The 16,823-nt window shown below is 43.9% G+C and carries 11 protein-coding genes; 4 read left to right on the top strand and 7 right to left on the bottom strand.

Annotated features, from left to right (window positions below; all coding sequences use genetic code 11):
• The first annotated feature begins 138 nt into the window (after positions 1–138).
• The gene (locus VXM68_RS06515; RefSeq protein ID WP_367210814.1) at positions 139–1,209 is read left to right on the top strand and encodes a glycoside hydrolase family 43 protein; all 1,071 of its coding nucleotides are present in this window, start codon (positions 139–141) and stop codon (positions 1,207–1,209) included.
• A 117-nt stretch (positions 1,210–1,326) separates the two neighbouring features.
• Here the strand turns inward: VXM68_RS06515 and VXM68_RS06510 are convergent, their stop codons facing one another.
• Both VXM68_RS06510 and VXM68_RS06505 read right to left on the bottom strand, forming a co-directional pair.
• Positions 1,327–1,476 carry a hypothetical protein gene (locus VXM68_RS06510; RefSeq protein ID WP_367210813.1) on the bottom strand — a complete coding sequence of 50 codons (150 nt, stop codon included), beginning with the start codon at positions 1,474–1,476 and terminating at the stop codon, positions 1,327–1,329.
• Positions 1,477–1,651: 175 nt separating this feature from the next.
• Entirely contained in the window at positions 1,652–1,867 is a 216-nt protein-coding gene (locus tag VXM68_RS06505) for a PD-(D/E)XK nuclease family transposase (RefSeq protein WP_367211293.1), read from the bottom strand.
• A gap of 420 nt (positions 1,868–2,287) precedes the next feature.
• On the opposite strand from VXM68_RS06505, the gene VXM68_RS06500 reads away from it, so the two are divergent.
• From VXM68_RS06500 to VXM68_RS06490, 3 genes are read left to right on the top strand one after another with little or no spacing between them, the layout of a single operon-like run.
• Positions 2,288–5,482, top strand: coding sequence for a SusC/RagA family TonB-linked outer membrane protein (locus VXM68_RS06500; RefSeq protein ID WP_367210812.1), 3,195 nt, complete (start codon positions 2,288–2,290; stop codon positions 5,480–5,482).
• 11 nt (positions 5,483–5,493) lie between these two features.
• Positions 5,494–7,353, top strand: a complete 1,860-nt coding sequence (locus tag VXM68_RS06495) for a RagB/SusD family nutrient uptake outer membrane protein (RefSeq protein WP_367210811.1) — start codon at positions 5,494–5,496, stop codon at positions 7,351–7,353.
• A gap of 2 nt (positions 7,354–7,355) precedes the next feature.
• Entirely contained in the window at positions 7,356–8,282 is a 927-nt protein-coding gene (locus tag VXM68_RS06490) for a hypothetical protein (RefSeq protein WP_294183664.1), read from the top strand.
• 159 nt (positions 8,283–8,441) lie between these two features.
• Here the strand turns inward: VXM68_RS06490 and VXM68_RS06485 are convergent, their stop codons facing one another.
• The 5 genes from VXM68_RS06485 to VXM68_RS06465 form a co-directional block, all read right to left on the bottom strand.
• The gene (locus VXM68_RS06485) at positions 8,442–10,088 is read right to left on the bottom strand and encodes a RagB/SusD family nutrient uptake outer membrane protein (protein ID WP_367210810.1); all 1,647 of its coding nucleotides are present in this window, start codon (positions 10,086–10,088) and stop codon (positions 8,442–8,444) included.
• Positions 10,089–10,093: 5 nt separating this feature from the next.
• Entirely contained in the window at positions 10,094–13,144 is a 3,051-nt protein-coding gene (locus VXM68_RS06480; RefSeq protein WP_367210809.1) for a SusC/RagA family TonB-linked outer membrane protein, read from the bottom strand.
• 386 nt (positions 13,145–13,530) lie between these two features.
• Positions 13,531–14,331 carry an endonuclease/exonuclease/phosphatase family protein gene (locus VXM68_RS06475; RefSeq protein WP_312363335.1) on the bottom strand — a complete coding sequence of 267 codons (801 nt, stop codon included), beginning with the start codon at positions 14,329–14,331 and terminating at the stop codon, positions 13,531–13,533.
• A gap of 8 nt (positions 14,332–14,339) precedes the next feature.
• On the bottom strand, positions 14,340–15,215 hold the full coding sequence (locus tag VXM68_RS06470; protein WP_367210808.1) for an endonuclease/exonuclease/phosphatase family protein: 876 nt from the start codon (positions 15,213–15,215) through the stop codon (positions 14,340–14,342).
• A gap of 12 nt (positions 15,216–15,227) precedes the next feature.
• Positions 15,228–16,823: a RagB/SusD family nutrient uptake outer membrane protein gene (locus VXM68_RS06465; RefSeq protein ID WP_312363332.1), complete on the bottom strand. Its 1,596-nt coding sequence runs from the start codon at positions 16,821–16,823 to the stop codon at positions 15,228–15,230.

Below are 16,823 nucleotides of genomic sequence, written 5' to 3'. Positions count from 1 at the left end.
AAACAAAAAATGGGACAGCACGGCTTAAATCAAGAAAATGTTAGCTAAGTCTATTTACTTTGAGACAAAACGACAAAAGATTGAGCAAAAATGGAATGAAATTTTGACTTCTTTTGAAGAATTTAACACCAATTATACATGACGATGAAAAGATCACTTCCCCTATTGTTATTTATCCTACTATTATCTTTTGTGTTAAAGGGACAGACCGTAATACAAAATCCTTTACCAATCGCTTTCGGTGATCCTTTCGTCCTGACGGATTCCGATGGGAAATATTATATGTATGGCACCGGCGGCGATGTAGACAAAGGCTTTGGAGCCTATTCATCCACCAACCTGCAGGACTGGACCTTTGAAGGGCAGGTTTATCATCACGACAATAAAAATGGCTGGGGAATAGACGCATTTTGGGCCCCTGAAGTATACCTGCGGAATGGCCGTTACTACATGCTGTACAGTGCGCAATGGAAAGATAACCCGACGCAAGAACTTGAGAATTTCAGAATCGGTGTCGCCGTATCAGATAAGCCCACGGGGCCATTTATCGACTGCTATGACCGGCCAATTTTTGATCCCGGCTATCCTATTATCGATGCCAACCTTTGGTTTGAAGATGGCCGGGTTTACCTCTATTATTCCAGATGCTGCTACAAACATCCGGTCGAAAGTGAGGTGGCCACCTGGGCGAAAAACAAAGGCTGGTATGACAAAGTGGAAGAAAGCTGGGTGTATGGTGTAGAAATTAAACCTGATTTTTCCGGTATCATTGGCGAGCCAAAGTTACTGTTGCGTCCGCCACTAAAAATGGGTATTTCCGACGATTGGGAGAGCAGATCGGTAACCAGCAGAGAGGTAAATCGGCGGTGGACAGAAGGCTCTTATCTCTTTAAAGAAGGCCACACGTATTACATGATGTATTCAGCAAACAATTTCGATGGCAAAAATTATGCAATTGGTTATGCCACTTCGAAAAGTCCATTAGGTCCATTTAAAAAAGCGTCAAACAATCCCATTTTACAAAAAAACGGGCTGGTAACAGGTACTGGTCACAATAGTATGGCCTATTCGCGGGATGGCAAGCAGCGGTATTGTGTCTATCATGGCCGCACCGAAGCAACAGGGCATCAACGACTGGTTTTTATAGACCCGATGGAAATTACAGATGACGGCAAACTCATTGTACATGGGCCAACAATAAAAAAGTGATAGACACAAAAAAGCGATGTATTTCCTACAGTAGAAATACATCGCTTATATAAAGACAAAATCTCTTATTAACTAATCTTAAAAACCATGCACCTATTAGATCTTAGATCAAAATGACTAAACCATTTTAAGTTTCTCAATTTCTTCAATAGAAAGACCGGTAATATCACTAACATCCGCTTTGTTATAGCCCTTCGCTAGCATCTTTCGAGCAGATTCCAAAGCCTGTTTATGCGCTCCTTCCGCGAGACCTTCAAAAGATTTCATGCGTTGTCTTATCACATAATGCGACATCATAGAAATAAGGACGATCAGTCTTCCGCAAAAGAAAAGCCTCATTCTCCTCATGTAGTTTGAATTCTAAAACCCCTATAAAATAAATCACAGGTAAACAGTAATCATTACTCTTCTTCCCCTTTAACAATTGCTTATTAATCAAACGTCACGTATAATAGATAGCGCGATACTTGAAATATTCCTGAAATAATTGCTGCATCTCTATAATAAATATCTCTCCATCTGTACCGACACAATGTAAATCAAAAACAACCCTTCGCATATCTTCTTGATCACCGTCATACGCTATAGACTTATAAAATAAATCGGAAATTATTTTCTCACCTTCAAATAAGCTATTGAGGAATTCGATTAAAAGAATCTTATTTTCCTCTCACCCGAAATAAAGCTTCCAGCCAAAGTCAGTACTGGGATCAACATATTTACCAATAAATTTTAATCTTGACATGATCATTTAAGTTTTTGGTTATTAATACAAATATAATAAAAAAACTAAAATATTTAGTAAAAGTTTAATATATCTATTCCTCTTATTTGGGCCATTCCAAAACATGTTTTTAATTAAGTACGCTCATTACATTTACAGTCAAGCCAACAGTTCAGGACAGTTGATTAAAAAATTACCGCTATTATTACCCAACAAACCTGTTACAAAACGATTCTTTAATGGAATATCGTCCACATACAATAGTGGATAATACGAACTTGTTCAGGCTTGCACGATAACCAATTAATCTGCCTTAAAACGCTTTTTAAAACCTATTATAAACAAGTTAAATGTATGAATTATCGATTTTTCAAAAAATCCGTGCTAAAGCGGAGTATCAAGCTTCTTTATCCCCTGCTTGCGCTCTCGCCAGCTCCGGTTTTTGCATTACCAACAACAAATTCGCCACGTTTATTATCCACAAAATTTGCCGGTGTCACCGGTCGTGTGCTTGATCAAGACGGCAAGCCCGTCCACGGCGCAACTATTCTGGTCAAAGGCAGCAAAGCCGGCGTAAAAACAGGAGAAGATGGCGTGTTCCATATCAACCTTCCTGCAGACAATACAGTTATTGTTGTGAGCTATGTGGGCTATAAAGTACAAGAAATAGACACGAAAGGCAAAACCAATATCACAATCCGACTCGAATCCAATACCAGCATAGATGAGGTTGTCGTGGTCGGATACGGCACAAAAAAACGACGCGAAGTCTTGGGGGCCGTGGCCTCTGTCGACCCAAAAGAAATCCAGGACATCCCGGCAGCCAACATTGCCGCAGCCTTACGCGACCGCGTTGCAGGATTGGGCGTCAGTGAGTCTTCGGGCAGGCCAGGCGCAGCAGTTACCCTTAACGTTCGTAATGCTTTCGCCTCAGACCAAGCCAAATTGCAAGGAGTAACCAATGAGCCACTGTATGTTATTGACGGTATTATTTCATCATCCGATGTCTTTGAAAACCTGGATGCATCCATGGTAGAAAACATTTCGATTCTTAAAGACGCATCAGCAGCCATTTATGGTGCCTCCGGAGCAAAAGGGGTTATCCTTGTTACCACCAAGAGAGGCCAGGTAGGAAAGACACAGCTCACCTACAACGGTTACCTCGGTATCTCAGACGCTACCGTAAAGCCAAAAATGCTTTCAGCATATCAACACGCCAAATTATTGAATGAAACCTACACACTCAATAATGCCCAACCCACAGACTTCTTTTCGGATGAAGACTTAGCCTATTTAAAAACAAATCCGTATAAAAGTTGGTATGATGAACTTTGGAAACCCTCTAAAATGGAACGCCATAACCTATCCATTTCCGGCGGAAGTGAAAAGATAACCTTCTTTGCAGGCGGAAGCTATCAAAAAGAAGACGGTAACTATGCAGGTATGAGCCAACAGAAATACTCCTTCCGATCCGGCTTCAACACACAAATTATTGATGGTTTAAAAGCTGATGTTGCGTTTAATGTAAACAATACAAAGACCAATAGCCAAAATAGCCTATCCGACGACCGCGATCAAAACTTCTATCAAACCCTGATCACGACGCCGCAATGGGTACCCATACAGATCGATGGCCTACCGGTAAACTTCAGTAACATCAATGCCAATAGCAATACCAATCCACTGGCAATTATCAACTCAGGCTATTACCAAAAACGCAGTAACGCAAATTATAGCATTAACGCCTCCCTAAACTATGCGCCAGAATACCTCAAAGGATTCAGTGCCCGCATACAGATCTCCAATTCGGGAACATCTTCCAGTGGCCAAGAATACCTCCCAGCTTACGATCTATACGAGTTTGTACGCACAGGCAACAACAATAAGCTCTACACCAACACCGTAGACAAAGTGTTTCGTATGGATGGTAGCAAGACAAGGATTTTACCATCCTTGGGCAAAGGAAATAGTTACCAGGGAAATATCGTATTACAATATGGAAATACTTTTGGAAAGCATAGCCTTGATCTCATGGTAGGTGCAGAACAGTCGGCTTCCAATGCAGAAGGATTATCCGCTTACTGGACCAATCAACAGCTGCTAAATTTAGATGAATATTGGGCATTTGACCAATCAACTTTCACGCGGTCCGACCGTTCAATCACCGAAGCCGTCAAACGATCCTTCTTTGGACGGCTCAATTACGATTACAAGAAAAAGTATCTCCTTGAGGTGATTACACGTGTCGATGCCTCCTCCAATTTTGCGAAAGGTAATATCTGGGGGGTATTCCCCACGGTAGCGACGGGTTGGGTGGTCAGTGATGAACAATTTTTTAAAGACCTCAATTATATCAGCTACTTAAAATTACGAGCCAACTATGGACTGGTAGGTGAAGATCGCGTATTAGCACGACTATGGCAAGAACGGTTCAGTGTCGACCTCGTCAATACAGGCTATCTCTACGGCGAAACACCCGTCGCATCACTCAACCCAACCATTATTGCCAATCCCGATATCTCCTGGGAGAAACACCGTACCTTTAACTTCGGAATAGAATCCCGCTGGTTTGACAACAAACTGAGCTTTGGGTTCGAATACTATCTCCGAAACTCGTACGATGTATTTGACAAAGGTAACGACGAGAATTTCCCGATGTACGCCGGATTCAAAGCTCCAGTCGTCAACTACCAGAAACGGAGAGGCTGGGGTACCGAATTTTCCTTGGGATACCAAAACACCTTCTCCAACGGATTCAAACTTTCCACCAATATGAACTTTGGCTATTCGGCAAGCTACACCACCCAAATGTATTTCAACAAATTCCAACTATGGGATTTCTCCTATCCAGACTGGAAGGTGGAAATGGGGACAGACTCCCGTAAATACAACAGTTCAAATTATGGACTGATCTATCAAGATATGTTGCGCACACAACAGGAAGTCGATAATTTCTTGGCCAAAAACCCCAACTATACCATCGATGGCAAAGTACCACAGGTCGGCTGGACCGTATACGAAGACACCAATGGTGATGGCAAGATCACAGAAAAAGATCTAACCACCATGTTTGATAATACATCGCCGGTTTTTTCAACAGGGATTACCGTTGGTTTGGCTTATAAATCATTCTCCTTAAACACCAATTTCAGGGCCGTATTTGGCGGAAAAGCATTCTATGAGTCCCAAGCCATGACCGCTCCTACCGCATTGGTGAATGTTCCGAGTTTTTGGGAAGACCATTGGTCGCTGGAAAACCCCAATGGAAAATTCCCACGATATGACGATGCTGCAATGATGAAAAAGTGGAATTCTACCTTTTGGGCAGAAGATGCCACAACCATCCGGATCAACAATATGGTGTTCAACTGGAGTGTCCCTAAAACCTTTACAGATAAGATCAATGTACGCTCGCTCAAGCTGATGCTGTCGGGGAACAACCTATGGACGATTGTCGCACCATTTAAACACCGCGACCCCTATTCCTCTTCCTTGTACAATTACCCCACAATCCGTACCATTTCCTTTGGTTTAAACTTTGGTATTTAAAATTTAAAGACATGAAAAGACATTTTACATACATAATAGCCTTATTGGTGGCGTCGAGTACAGCCCTGATGACACAGAGCTGTAAAGATGATTTTTTTGAGCTCGTAGATCATGGTGGTCTGGACGCCCGCATTTGGGAAAACGAAGGTGCCATTGAATACTATCTGGCTGGTACCTATAGCATGATCATGCCTTCCCATCCGCATGAAGTCACAACAAACGATATGCAGATGCACTATGCCAGTGACGAAAACTACTTTTCGGGAACGAATGCAGCCAGCAAAAAAGTATTGGGTCTAAGTGGCGAAATTACCCTTAATGATGTCAAATACATTGCCACCAAATACCAGGGCACCAATATTGGCGACAACCGCTACTTTGACATTGCACGCTGCAACAATGCGATCGCCTATATTCCAGCAGGGAGCCTGCCGCCAGAAGTTAAGAAGAAATTTTTAGGACAGTTTTATGCCCTACGCGCCATAGTGTATTTTGAGCTCACACGGCTTTACGGTGGCGTGCCCCTTGTACTCGACCCCCAAAATCCAGACAAACTGGAGTTAAGTGGTCGGGTATCCGCCAAAGCATGCTTTACACAAATCGTCAGCGACCTAGATGCTGCAATGACCAATTTAGATGGCGTAACCTGGGACGATGGCACTGGCCGAGGTAAGATTACCAAAGCAGCAGCAGCAGCACTGAAAGCCAAAGCACTGCTATATTGGGCCAGTCCACAGTTTAATCCAACCGACAATGCTTCCCATCCCTATGAAGCACAACGGTGGCAAACTGCTTTTCAGGCAAGCAAAGAAGCTTATGAACTCTGTCAAGCTGCTGGTCGGGCCTTAATGCCCAACTATAATGAAATCTTTTTAAAAGAAGGTATAGCCAATACAGAAGCGGTACTACTTCGTTCCTATTCTGCCACATCACCTAAGCGTTACACCATTGTCGAGCGTGCCTCGCGCCCCGCTTCCGAAGGCGGAGCACCAGCAGATTATTATGTTCCGACCACCCTTTTGCTCAAAGCCTATCGCATGAAAGATGGCACACCCGCCAGCGGGGATAACCTCCTATATGATGACGCGCTTTTTTGGAAAAACAGAGATCCACGATTCAAAAACACCATTGTGTATAACGGTGCAGACTGGCCATTGAGCGGCAAGACCGGACGAAAACAGTGGAACTACACCAATGCAGACGGAGAATCCTCCATAAAATCCTTTTATTGCAAAAAATTTGTCAATCCATCACTTTCATCCGCATCTGTGGGCATTTTCAATGACATAGGCGGCAATGGTATGGACTGGATTGAAATCCGATTTGCCGAAGTCATGATGAACTATGCTGAATCAGCAAATGAAACAGGCGATCTGGCGCTCGCTAAAGAACTGGTACGTAGTATCCGGCAACGTGCAGGCATCGAACAGGGGAAGTACGATTACGGTTTGTCCCTTGCTGCCAACAAAGAACAGATGCGCGATTTACTGATGAACGAACGGCAAATTGAATTCGCCTTTGAAGGCAAGCGCTATCACGACCTACGACGGACCCGTCGCATGCATACCCTCGAAGGAACGATCCAAACGTATCTGTTCGAAACCAAATCCGATGCTTTAAAGAAAAAATTAGAAGCAAAGAACGCTGCCGGGATCATGCATCGCGAGAGTTTGGACATGAACAACCGAGATACCGTATTAAATTACTTCAAATATCCCTACAATTTACGTACAGAAAGCGCGAATGGAGCCTTTGCTTTCCGCGATTATTATTATTTCTACCCACTACCAAATACCTTTATGAGCTCCTCGCCACTGCTCGAGCAAACAATCGGTTATGAAGGCGGTACATTCGATCCACTAAACAACTAATTATGAAAAAGAAATATTTATTGCTCCTTATCCTCTTCAGCATATTGCTTTCCTGCAAACGGGAAGGTGACAATATTTTCAATCAGTTTACGGATGTTAAAGTGACCCTGCACCAAGAAAATGAATTTAGTATTGGTACGTATAAGGATGTTGCTTCCGGAGACTCCATCTATGTCGATTTCACGATCAGCTCAGCATCCAAAGACATGCATCAAGTATGGATATTTTACAATGGTGCCGGTGCAGCAGCACTCAAAATACCATTGGCAGACGGCGAAAAAAGAAGCTTCCGCTATGTCTATAAAATTAAGGCCGATAAGGTAGGGCTTACCACCTTTCGAATAATGGCGGTAGACAGCGAAGGCGTATTTATGGGCGATGGCTATACTTCGGTGACCTATAATGTGGTATCAGATTACGCCCATCTGAACAATCGCGTGCTCTATATGCCAGATAGCACAGCGCAAAGCAGCGCTTGCTTTATTGACCTGATGGAAGGGAAAACATATACCTATGCTGAGGCCAAAGCGAATGCAGGAAAAATCGATCTGGGGATGTATCGCACCTATAAAGTAGAAGCCAATGGTGCCATTACCTATTCCTATAATATCTATTCGCTACAAGCCAGTCCGATCCCCTTTAAAGCTTTCGACTTTACCGATCTATCCGGGAAAGGCCGGGCAACCTATTTCTCCGGTATACAGACCAATCAGGCCTCCACATTTCTAAACACCTTAACATCTGGAACGGTTATTCAGAACAATGCAATTTCCCGCAAAACGACCAACCTTTCGCTAAATGATCTTAAAGTAGGTAGCATGTTCTACTTTAAGACCCCAGACGAAAAATACGGTGTCGTTATCGTCAATGCCTTGAGCGGATATGACAACAATCGCTATCTAAACATCAGCATTAAACGTCAGAACTAATTTGTCCCTTTTATCCCTTTATAGTATGGGGTACCGCAGCTCTGCTGGTACCCCTAACATAATAACATTATTCAAATGAAAATTGCCACCCCCCAATTGAAACAAAAAAAGCGATGTATCCCTACAGCGTAGAAATACACCGCCCATCATCTAAATCACCTAGTAACCAGGATTTTGTTTTAAGTTGGGATTCATCGATATCTGCTGTTGAGGTATCGGAAACACTGTTTTGTTTTCAGCAGTAGGTTTATGATCCCACCACGTTGCGGTATGAAATTTACCAAAACGGATTAAATCACGCCTTCTGAACCCCTCAAAAATAAACTCACGCCCACGCTCCGCCAAAAGCTCATCTAACGTCAGCGTACTCGTATTATACTGTGCTGCCGCCCAGTCGGTATCCGCAAATGCCCGCTTTTTGCAGCTATTAATTAAATCTACCGCATCTTGTGAAGCCACACCGCCGCTTTTACGCATCAGCGCTTCGGCTTTCGCAAAATAAATCCAGCTTAATCGATAGACATTCCAATCGGTATTATTGTAATTTTCATTAACGGGTATTAAAACGCCATTGACCGTCCCGACTACATTATTACCAATTTTATATTTATTAAATCGGATTCCACTGTTTTCTTCACCGTCACTCATGGTAGAAGATGTACCCCCAGATTTTGCCCGACGAATATAATCCACAAAGACAAGCTGTTCACCTTTATACTCTTCCGATCCTTCAACAATTTTACCGTCCACAAATTTCACCATCGGACCACTTAAAAACCATTCCTTTTTCCGTAGATCATTTGCTGCATATTGACCGAAAACTCCGGGTACCAGCACGATCCCATTATTTCCGTTTCTGCCGCCGCCATAGATTTCACTCTGCACAAAATGATAAAATTCACTCGGAAAACCCGCTGAAAAATCCGCTATTTTGTAGTCGTAAGCGATAGAAAAAATGGTTTCCTTGGATAGATCATTCGTTGGAACATAAGCGTCCTTAATATTCGGATCTAGTTCCATGGCACCATTCAAACCACCCCCGCTACCCGATATCAGCTTATCTGCTGCCGCGATACAGTCGTCCCATCTCGGTTGCCCAGACCATTTCTCAGCATTTAAATACAATTCAACTAGCATTGCGTACCCTGTAGCCTGCGACATCCGACCCAACATCGCCCGCGATAATTTTGGAGCTAAGTCAATATTATCTCGAATTTCTTGCTCAATAAATTCAAACACTTCTTTGGTAGAAGACGGCTCCGGAAGGGGTTCTTCCGCAGTAGTCGGTGCTTTGGTGGTTATCGGAATATTTCCGAAAAGATCCATCAGCTTCAGGTAGTGCAACGCGCGCAAAAGCTTAAGCTCGGCAATGTATTGATTCTTTTCATCCGCTGTAATCCCCATACTGGCCACATCAGATTTTTCGAGGATATCGATGGGACTATTACATAAGCCTACCCCCCAGTACATCAGTACCCAGGCATTGTTTAAACCTCCTTCATCTACTGTCCAGGTATGATAATGTAGTCGCTTCCATTTGCCATTATCTTCTCCATGCCGTCCTTTAGTTGGCCAGGCCAATTGGTCGGCCGATAATTCGGCCGGACGCCACCAGCCATCCTGTCCCGAAGGCGATATCCAAGCGTTGGCATGGGTATACGGTCGCAATACAGCAGAAATTACTTCATTCTTATTTGTATAAAAATCTTCTGCAACAATAACATCGTAAGCATTTTCATCCAATTTTGTACAACTTGACGCACTTACGACGCACGCCAGCATTAAAATTTTAACAATATTTTTCATAGGAATTAGAAACTAAAATTTACACCAAACAAAAGCGACCGCGTATTCGGATAAGGACCACGGCTGTCAATCCCCAAGCGTTGTCCATTCACTTCATTCCCCAAACCCGTATCCAATACGAAATCCGGATCGTTGCCCGAGTAACCGGTTATCGTCGCCAGGTTTTGTACAGTCATGTAAGCGCGCAAGTTATTTACCCAGCTGTCATTCTTTAATTTAAATCGATACCCCAAGGTGACTTCGTCAATTTTTAAGTGACTTCCACTTTCGAGGTAGTAGTCCGAATACATATAGGTATCGTCGATGTCCTTGTATTTGGTGAAAGCATCTCTTAACAGGTTGCCCGACCACACTTTATTACCATACGAAAGCGCAGTCGTATTTAAGATGTCATAATCAAATTTCCCACGCATAAACACCCTCAGATCAAAGTTTTTATAAGAAAAGTTATTCGTCCACGAAAGATAATATTTAGGTACAGCATTGCCGATCACCGATAAATCCGAAGCGTTGAGATCATCCCGGGAGTTATTGATCTGATCATTCCTTACCGGTTCACCATTTCGGTTATAAAACAGCCATTTCCCATCCGCATCAAATCCAGCAAATCGTTTACCAAAAAACTCGCCGATGCGATGTCCTTCATAGGTGGTAAATGCGTTGCCGAGGGCTCCTGCTCCGCCGATGTCCCCAAACTCCTTATACTTGACCGTAAAAATATCATTCGAGTAACTATCCATTACATTCTTTAATGTACTCGCTGTAAAGTCCATATTCCATTTAAAATTGTCACGTTCAATAGCGCGATAGCTGAGCGCCAATTCAATACCTTTGGAAGAAAGCGTACCTACATTGGAATAGATATTATTTCGTATGTAAGGTGGTTGAGGGGTCGTGTACGTATCCAACAGATCAACGGTTTTACGTTGAAAAACATCAATCGAACCCGAAAGTTTGTTGCTGAATAACGTAAAATCAACACCGATATTCGTCTCCTTTTTTGTTTCCCAACGCAAGTTAGGGTTGGGGTTACGATCAGGTCCGTAGGTTTCCCGGTAGGCTCCGTCGGGGTATAGATACTTTCCGCCACCCCCTAATGTCAATCGAGAAGCGTTATTGGAAAACCCTGTATTTCCCGTTTCTCCATAACCCGCACGAAGCTTCAAATTGTTGATAAAATCAACATCCTGCATAAAGTCTTCATTGCTGATATTCCAGCCTACAGATACGGCAGGAAAACTTCCCCACTTATTGTTTGCACCAAATTTAGAAGAACCTTCTCGTCGAAGGATAAACTGAGCCATATACTTATCGGAGTACGTATAATTTACCCGTCCAAAAAAAGCAATCAACGTATTGTCATTCTTGTAGCTGTCCATATTGGCACGACCATCGCGTAATGCTTGCCCTTCCGAGAGGTTATCCTCATGAAAACGATCATTTATAAACCCCCTATTATCTGCACTCTGCCCCTCCTCTTTCTCATAACGATAACTATAACCAGCTAATGCGGTTATGCTGTGTTTCTCAGCAACTGTTGTGTTGTATTGGAGTGTGGGCTCAAACGCATACCGCTCATTCAGCAAATTCGATTTCGAAGCATAGCCGCCACCTGGATAATCCTCATCTTCCATAGACGCCTCACTGTTCAATGCCCGATAGGCACCATCGATATAAGAATTGCGTTGCACCGATCCAAACACACTGGCTTTTAGCCCCTCGATGATGCTAAGATCCGCCTTTCCATCCAGCGAAGAAGTTTGTTGCTTCCGGTAACTGGTTTCCGTAAATAAGCGCGCAAATTCATTTGTACTTGTACGATCGTAACGATACGACCCATCGTCATTAAAATTTGACAAGGTAGGATTTTTAGTGGCCTCACTCTCCCAGCCGCCCCCGCCTAACAGATTAGCATTGTTGGTATTCGTCGCAATGTTCATCAATACATTCAATCGGTCATTCAAACCTTTCTGGTTGATGCTTGCGCGCACCGTATATTCCTTCCGCGAATTTTCCTTGGCGATACCTTCCAGATTTCTGAAATTTACACTACCCCGATACGTGGTAGATTCATTGCCACCAGACAGGGATAGATTGTGATTTTGAGAAAAATTATCCTTGTTGATCAAATCTTCAAAAAAGTCTGTTGAATGGCCAAAATCCGGCTGGTTTAATTCCCCCGATGCAATCTTGTCCCTAAATTCCTGTGGGGTCAAAAAATCGGGTCTATTATAGACAAATTCCTTTCGAAAATAATTGGAATAGTTAAATACCGATTTTCCTGGCTTCCCTCGCTTGGTCGTAATCAATATGACACCGGCGTTGGCACTGGTACCGTATATCGCCGCGCCCGATCCATCTTTCAACACATCCACAGACTCGATATCATCCTGTTGGAGCAGATCCGGATTTCCGCCAGGTATTCCATCGATTACAAATAAGGGACTCGCACTTCCCGTCACAGAAATTGCTCCGCGCAATTGCGTCGCCACCCCTGAATTTGGGTTCGAACCACTTCTGGACACCTGTAAGCCCGCCACTTTACCCTGTATAAGGTCTAAGGGATTTCGCGCACCACTTTGACGAAATTGGTCGGCGCTCACGTGCGCAACGGAGGAAGTAACCTCCTTTAACCGTTGTGTACCGTATCCGACAACCACCACTTCATCCAATTGACTCTGATCAGCCTCCATTTGAATCGAAACACTGCTGTTCTCCACAAAGGCTTCTTTGGTTTTGTAGCCGATCGAAGTCGCCACCAGTACTTGCCCCGCCTTCGCATCCAGCGTAAAACTTCCCGATGCATCAGACTGTGTACTTTTAGATGTTCCTTTGACAGTGATTGTTACACCCGCAATTGGCTTTCCATTGCTGTCCAGGACTTTACCTGTTAATTGTTGTTGGTTAGTTTTTGTCTCCTTCAGGAAACTGCTCTCCAAAATGACCTTCGGAGCCGATTGGGCGTGATTGATCGTACCGGCCAGCACAATCAGTGAGAAAAACAACCTGGATTTCCCAGTCAAGCGCACCACTGTCTTTAAATCAACATTGTTCATGTTTAATAATTGTTGGTTTTAAAAACGATTTAGCATTTAGCCAAAATCGCATCTTGTTTAATAGTTAGCATTATTTATAAATAGTTCGTTGGAATAACTCAGGCACATCTGCGCCGCCTGTTTTGCAGGTTTACAACAATGAATTAAACAAACCTCAAACCCATTTCGTTTGGCAAAATCGGTTTTGCATGAAAAATTTTATAAAAAAAAGCAGTCTACATCAGTACATAAAAAAGGGAGTCCAATACAAGACTCCCTTACTGCACCCTTTTTACTAGGCCGCCAAATCCTCATAATCAACGTCTCAATCTTCTCTTTATCAGGGCCTAATCTTTCTTACTACTGACGCCAAATCTTTCTTGTTATCCAGCGCTCTTGGCTGTTTCTTAATCGTATTGAAATACAACCGATACAGGCAAATGATCTGATGCATATTGACCGGTCAGCGCAACGGATGAAACCAAGGTATAGCTACTGGCGGCCTGAGCATTAAATAAAACAAAATCAATGGCTTTCGTCGGTGTCTTAACCGGGAATGAAAGCGGACAGCTGCTCATACAAGAAAAAGTAAACCGCTCTTTGAGTTTGACCATTTCGCTGCTCGACGGTATTGCATTATAGTCTCCCCCTACAAAAAGCGCCTTGTTTAACGAAGTGCTCAGCTGGTTCAAAAATTCAGCCTGTGCGGTCCTGTTAGGCACATTCAGATCCAGATGCGTCGATGCAAACTCAATGGTTTTGCCATCGGGCAGAGTCACCGTGGCCACAGCAATACTGCGTTGTTCGCCCGATGTCGGCATGGGCAGCAACTCCCGCCGCTTGTTGGTCATCGGATACTTACTTAAAATAGCCACACCATATTCACCACCATTATAATCAATGGACTTCGAAAAATGATATTCCATTCCCAGTAGCTTTGCCAGCTCCGCAGCCTGATTCACTTTACCCGAACGTGCCACATTGACATCCACTTCCTGAAGTGCAACAACTTCCGCTCCACTGCTTTTTATCACCGCAGCAATATTAGCCAGATTGACTACCTCCGAATTTTCAGGTGCCCCATGGTGAATATTGTACGTCATGGTGACCAACTTCTTCTTTGCAGGAGGCGTAAGATCTAATTTCTCATCCCCACTGCAGCTCATTAAATTTAATAGGGCCATCGCCCCAAGAATTATTTTTTTCATGGTATAATTTATTTAGGAAGTTTTAATTTGAACTCTGCAGTCATCGGCAGAAAGTTATTGGCCGATTTAGAAAAAGGGCCATATTTACTGAGTTGGAGCTTATCGTCCGTATTCTTAAAGGTGATATAGTCAAATACACCTGTGGGTTTATCTTTTGGTGCATTCCAGGGACATCCAGTACCTAAACACGCAAAGGTAAAGCTGCCCTTAAGATAAGATAGTACAGGACCATTGGCCGACTCCTGTTCATTGAGATTACCGACCAAAATCACGGGTTGCATCAATTTCTCCGTCGCATTGAGCAAGTCAACGACTTGAAGCGCCCGGTTATTGGCAACCGATGGATCCAGCTCAGTGCCCGCAAAATACAGTGCATGCCCTTCCTGCACCTCCACTTTAACCATCACCATACTCCGAAGCTCGGCCGTACTCCCCTCCTCACGACTCAACAATTGGCTATATTTCTCCTTCACCGGAAATTTGGACAACACGGCATTCCCAAATCCCCCCGTCTGGTAATCTATATTTTTCCTGAAATAGGATACCATACCCAATGCTTTCCCGATGGCAGCCGGACGATCTACCTTCCCCGCCCGGGTCGTCGCACTATCCACCTGCCGCAAAAACAATAGGTCAGGATCATATTCTTTAATCAGATCCAACATAGCATCAAAGTTCGCAACGGTTGTACCCACATTCATATTGAGCGACATCACTTTCAAACTTTTGGTAGCTGTATCATCGGGCTCCGGGGGCTGCTCCGGCTCTTTCGCCGGCAGCAAATTCCAATCACCTGGACTATAGGTCTTGCGGCATCCCTGCAAGCCCACAACAGCCTGCAGCAGGAGCAGGCACAACAAAACGATCTTTATTTTCTTTTTCATCAGTATCAAATATTAATAATTTGGATTTTGCACCATATTGCGATTTGCAATGATCTCAGCCTCTGGAATAGGCCACAGGCCCTCGCGATTTCTTTTGTACGTCCGGCTCTGTACCCGCACAAGTTCTCCTGTTTTAGGGTTTGTGGCCCCAAAGACCTCACCGTTCATTACAGCTTCATCGATCCCCCAACGGCGGATATCGAAATAACGGCCTCCTTCAAAAGCAAGTTCCGCCTGCCGCTCCCGACGGATGAGCTCGCGCATTTTTGCCTGCGTGCCGTATATCCCACTGTTAACCGCAGGCATCGCTGCCCTTGCCCGCACTTCATTGATCGCAGCAAGCGTTTCAGCATTGCTCCACTGCCCCGTCTCTATCATTGCCTCCGCATAGTTGAGCAATATTTCAGCATAGCGTATGATCATAAAATCCAGACTTCCGCTCTTAGCCTGACGATCTCTGGCATCAATATATTTCTTTATCCAATACCCTGTGGCAGTAGACTTCGTTTCACCGATTTTATCTGTCGGATTATAAAAAGGATCAAGGGTATATTGGTTCTGAAATTTATCGTTCGGTGAAAAAACCGACGCTGCCAACCGTGGATCCCTGTTGTTTTTATAATTTGGATTACGCTGATAGATCAGCACCGAGTCACGTCCAAGCTCCTGGATGGTCTTGCCCTGTTTGGTTTCAAAATTATTGACTACCGTATTCGTGGGCGACAGATAAGTTTCGCCCCCGATACCAAAAGGAGCAAAAGATGTCCAGGCATTCGCGCAGCCATTTTCTTTAAAAAATATCCGTTCATCATTCAGTTCACCCGCGTAGCTAAAGAGCTCCGAATAACTGTCATTTTTATTTGTCGTACTGATCCAGAGTTTATATACTTTGGAGTCGATCACCTGCTTTGCCGAAGCCTTCGCAAGTTCAAAATCTTTATAGTACAATCCCAGTCGCGACAGCAGCGACAGACAAACACCGCTTGTCATCCGCCACCGATCAGCATTTACATAACTTGCCGGCAGCTTGGCAGCACAGTCCTTCAATTCGGCTACAATAAAATCATATACCTCTTTTTGAGCGGTTCGAAAAGATTGATTTTCCGTCGGCGTCAAAGACTGGGTCAATAAGGGGATATCACCAAACACCAACATCAATTCCATGTGATAATACGCTCTCAATGCCCTAGCCTCCAGCTTCATCCTTTCTTTCAGTTCGGCATCAATATAAGCCCCGTCTATGTTTTCCAAAAACCTGTTGGCCCGACGGATACACGTATAATCATCTGCCCATAAGCTATTCGACACCCCCCAGCGGCTAGAGGCCAGACCGCGCGTGAAACCGTCGTAATCACCTTTAAAGTCACCGCGCTGTACGGCTTCGTCCGTAAGTCCAGCATAATACATGATGTTCCGCCCAGAACTGCCCCCCGGTATTCCCGCATAAACAGTTCCCAAGGCATTATACCCATCTGTTTCTGTATTCCACCACTGCTCGTCCGATACACCGTCCGGACTGTCGATCGTCAGGAATTTTTCACATGAGCTAGTTGACAGGACCACCACAAGTAGGCTCAGTAATTTTATCTTAGTTTTTATTGTATTCAT

It is taken from the genome of Sphingobacterium sp. R2 (genome assembly GCF_040760075.1).
Taxonomy (GTDB): domain Bacteria; phylum Bacteroidota; class Bacteroidia; order Sphingobacteriales; family Sphingobacteriaceae; genus Sphingobacterium.
The sequence above is the reverse complement of the archived record's forward strand: the minus strand, read 5'-3'. Positions and strand labels throughout refer to the sequence as shown.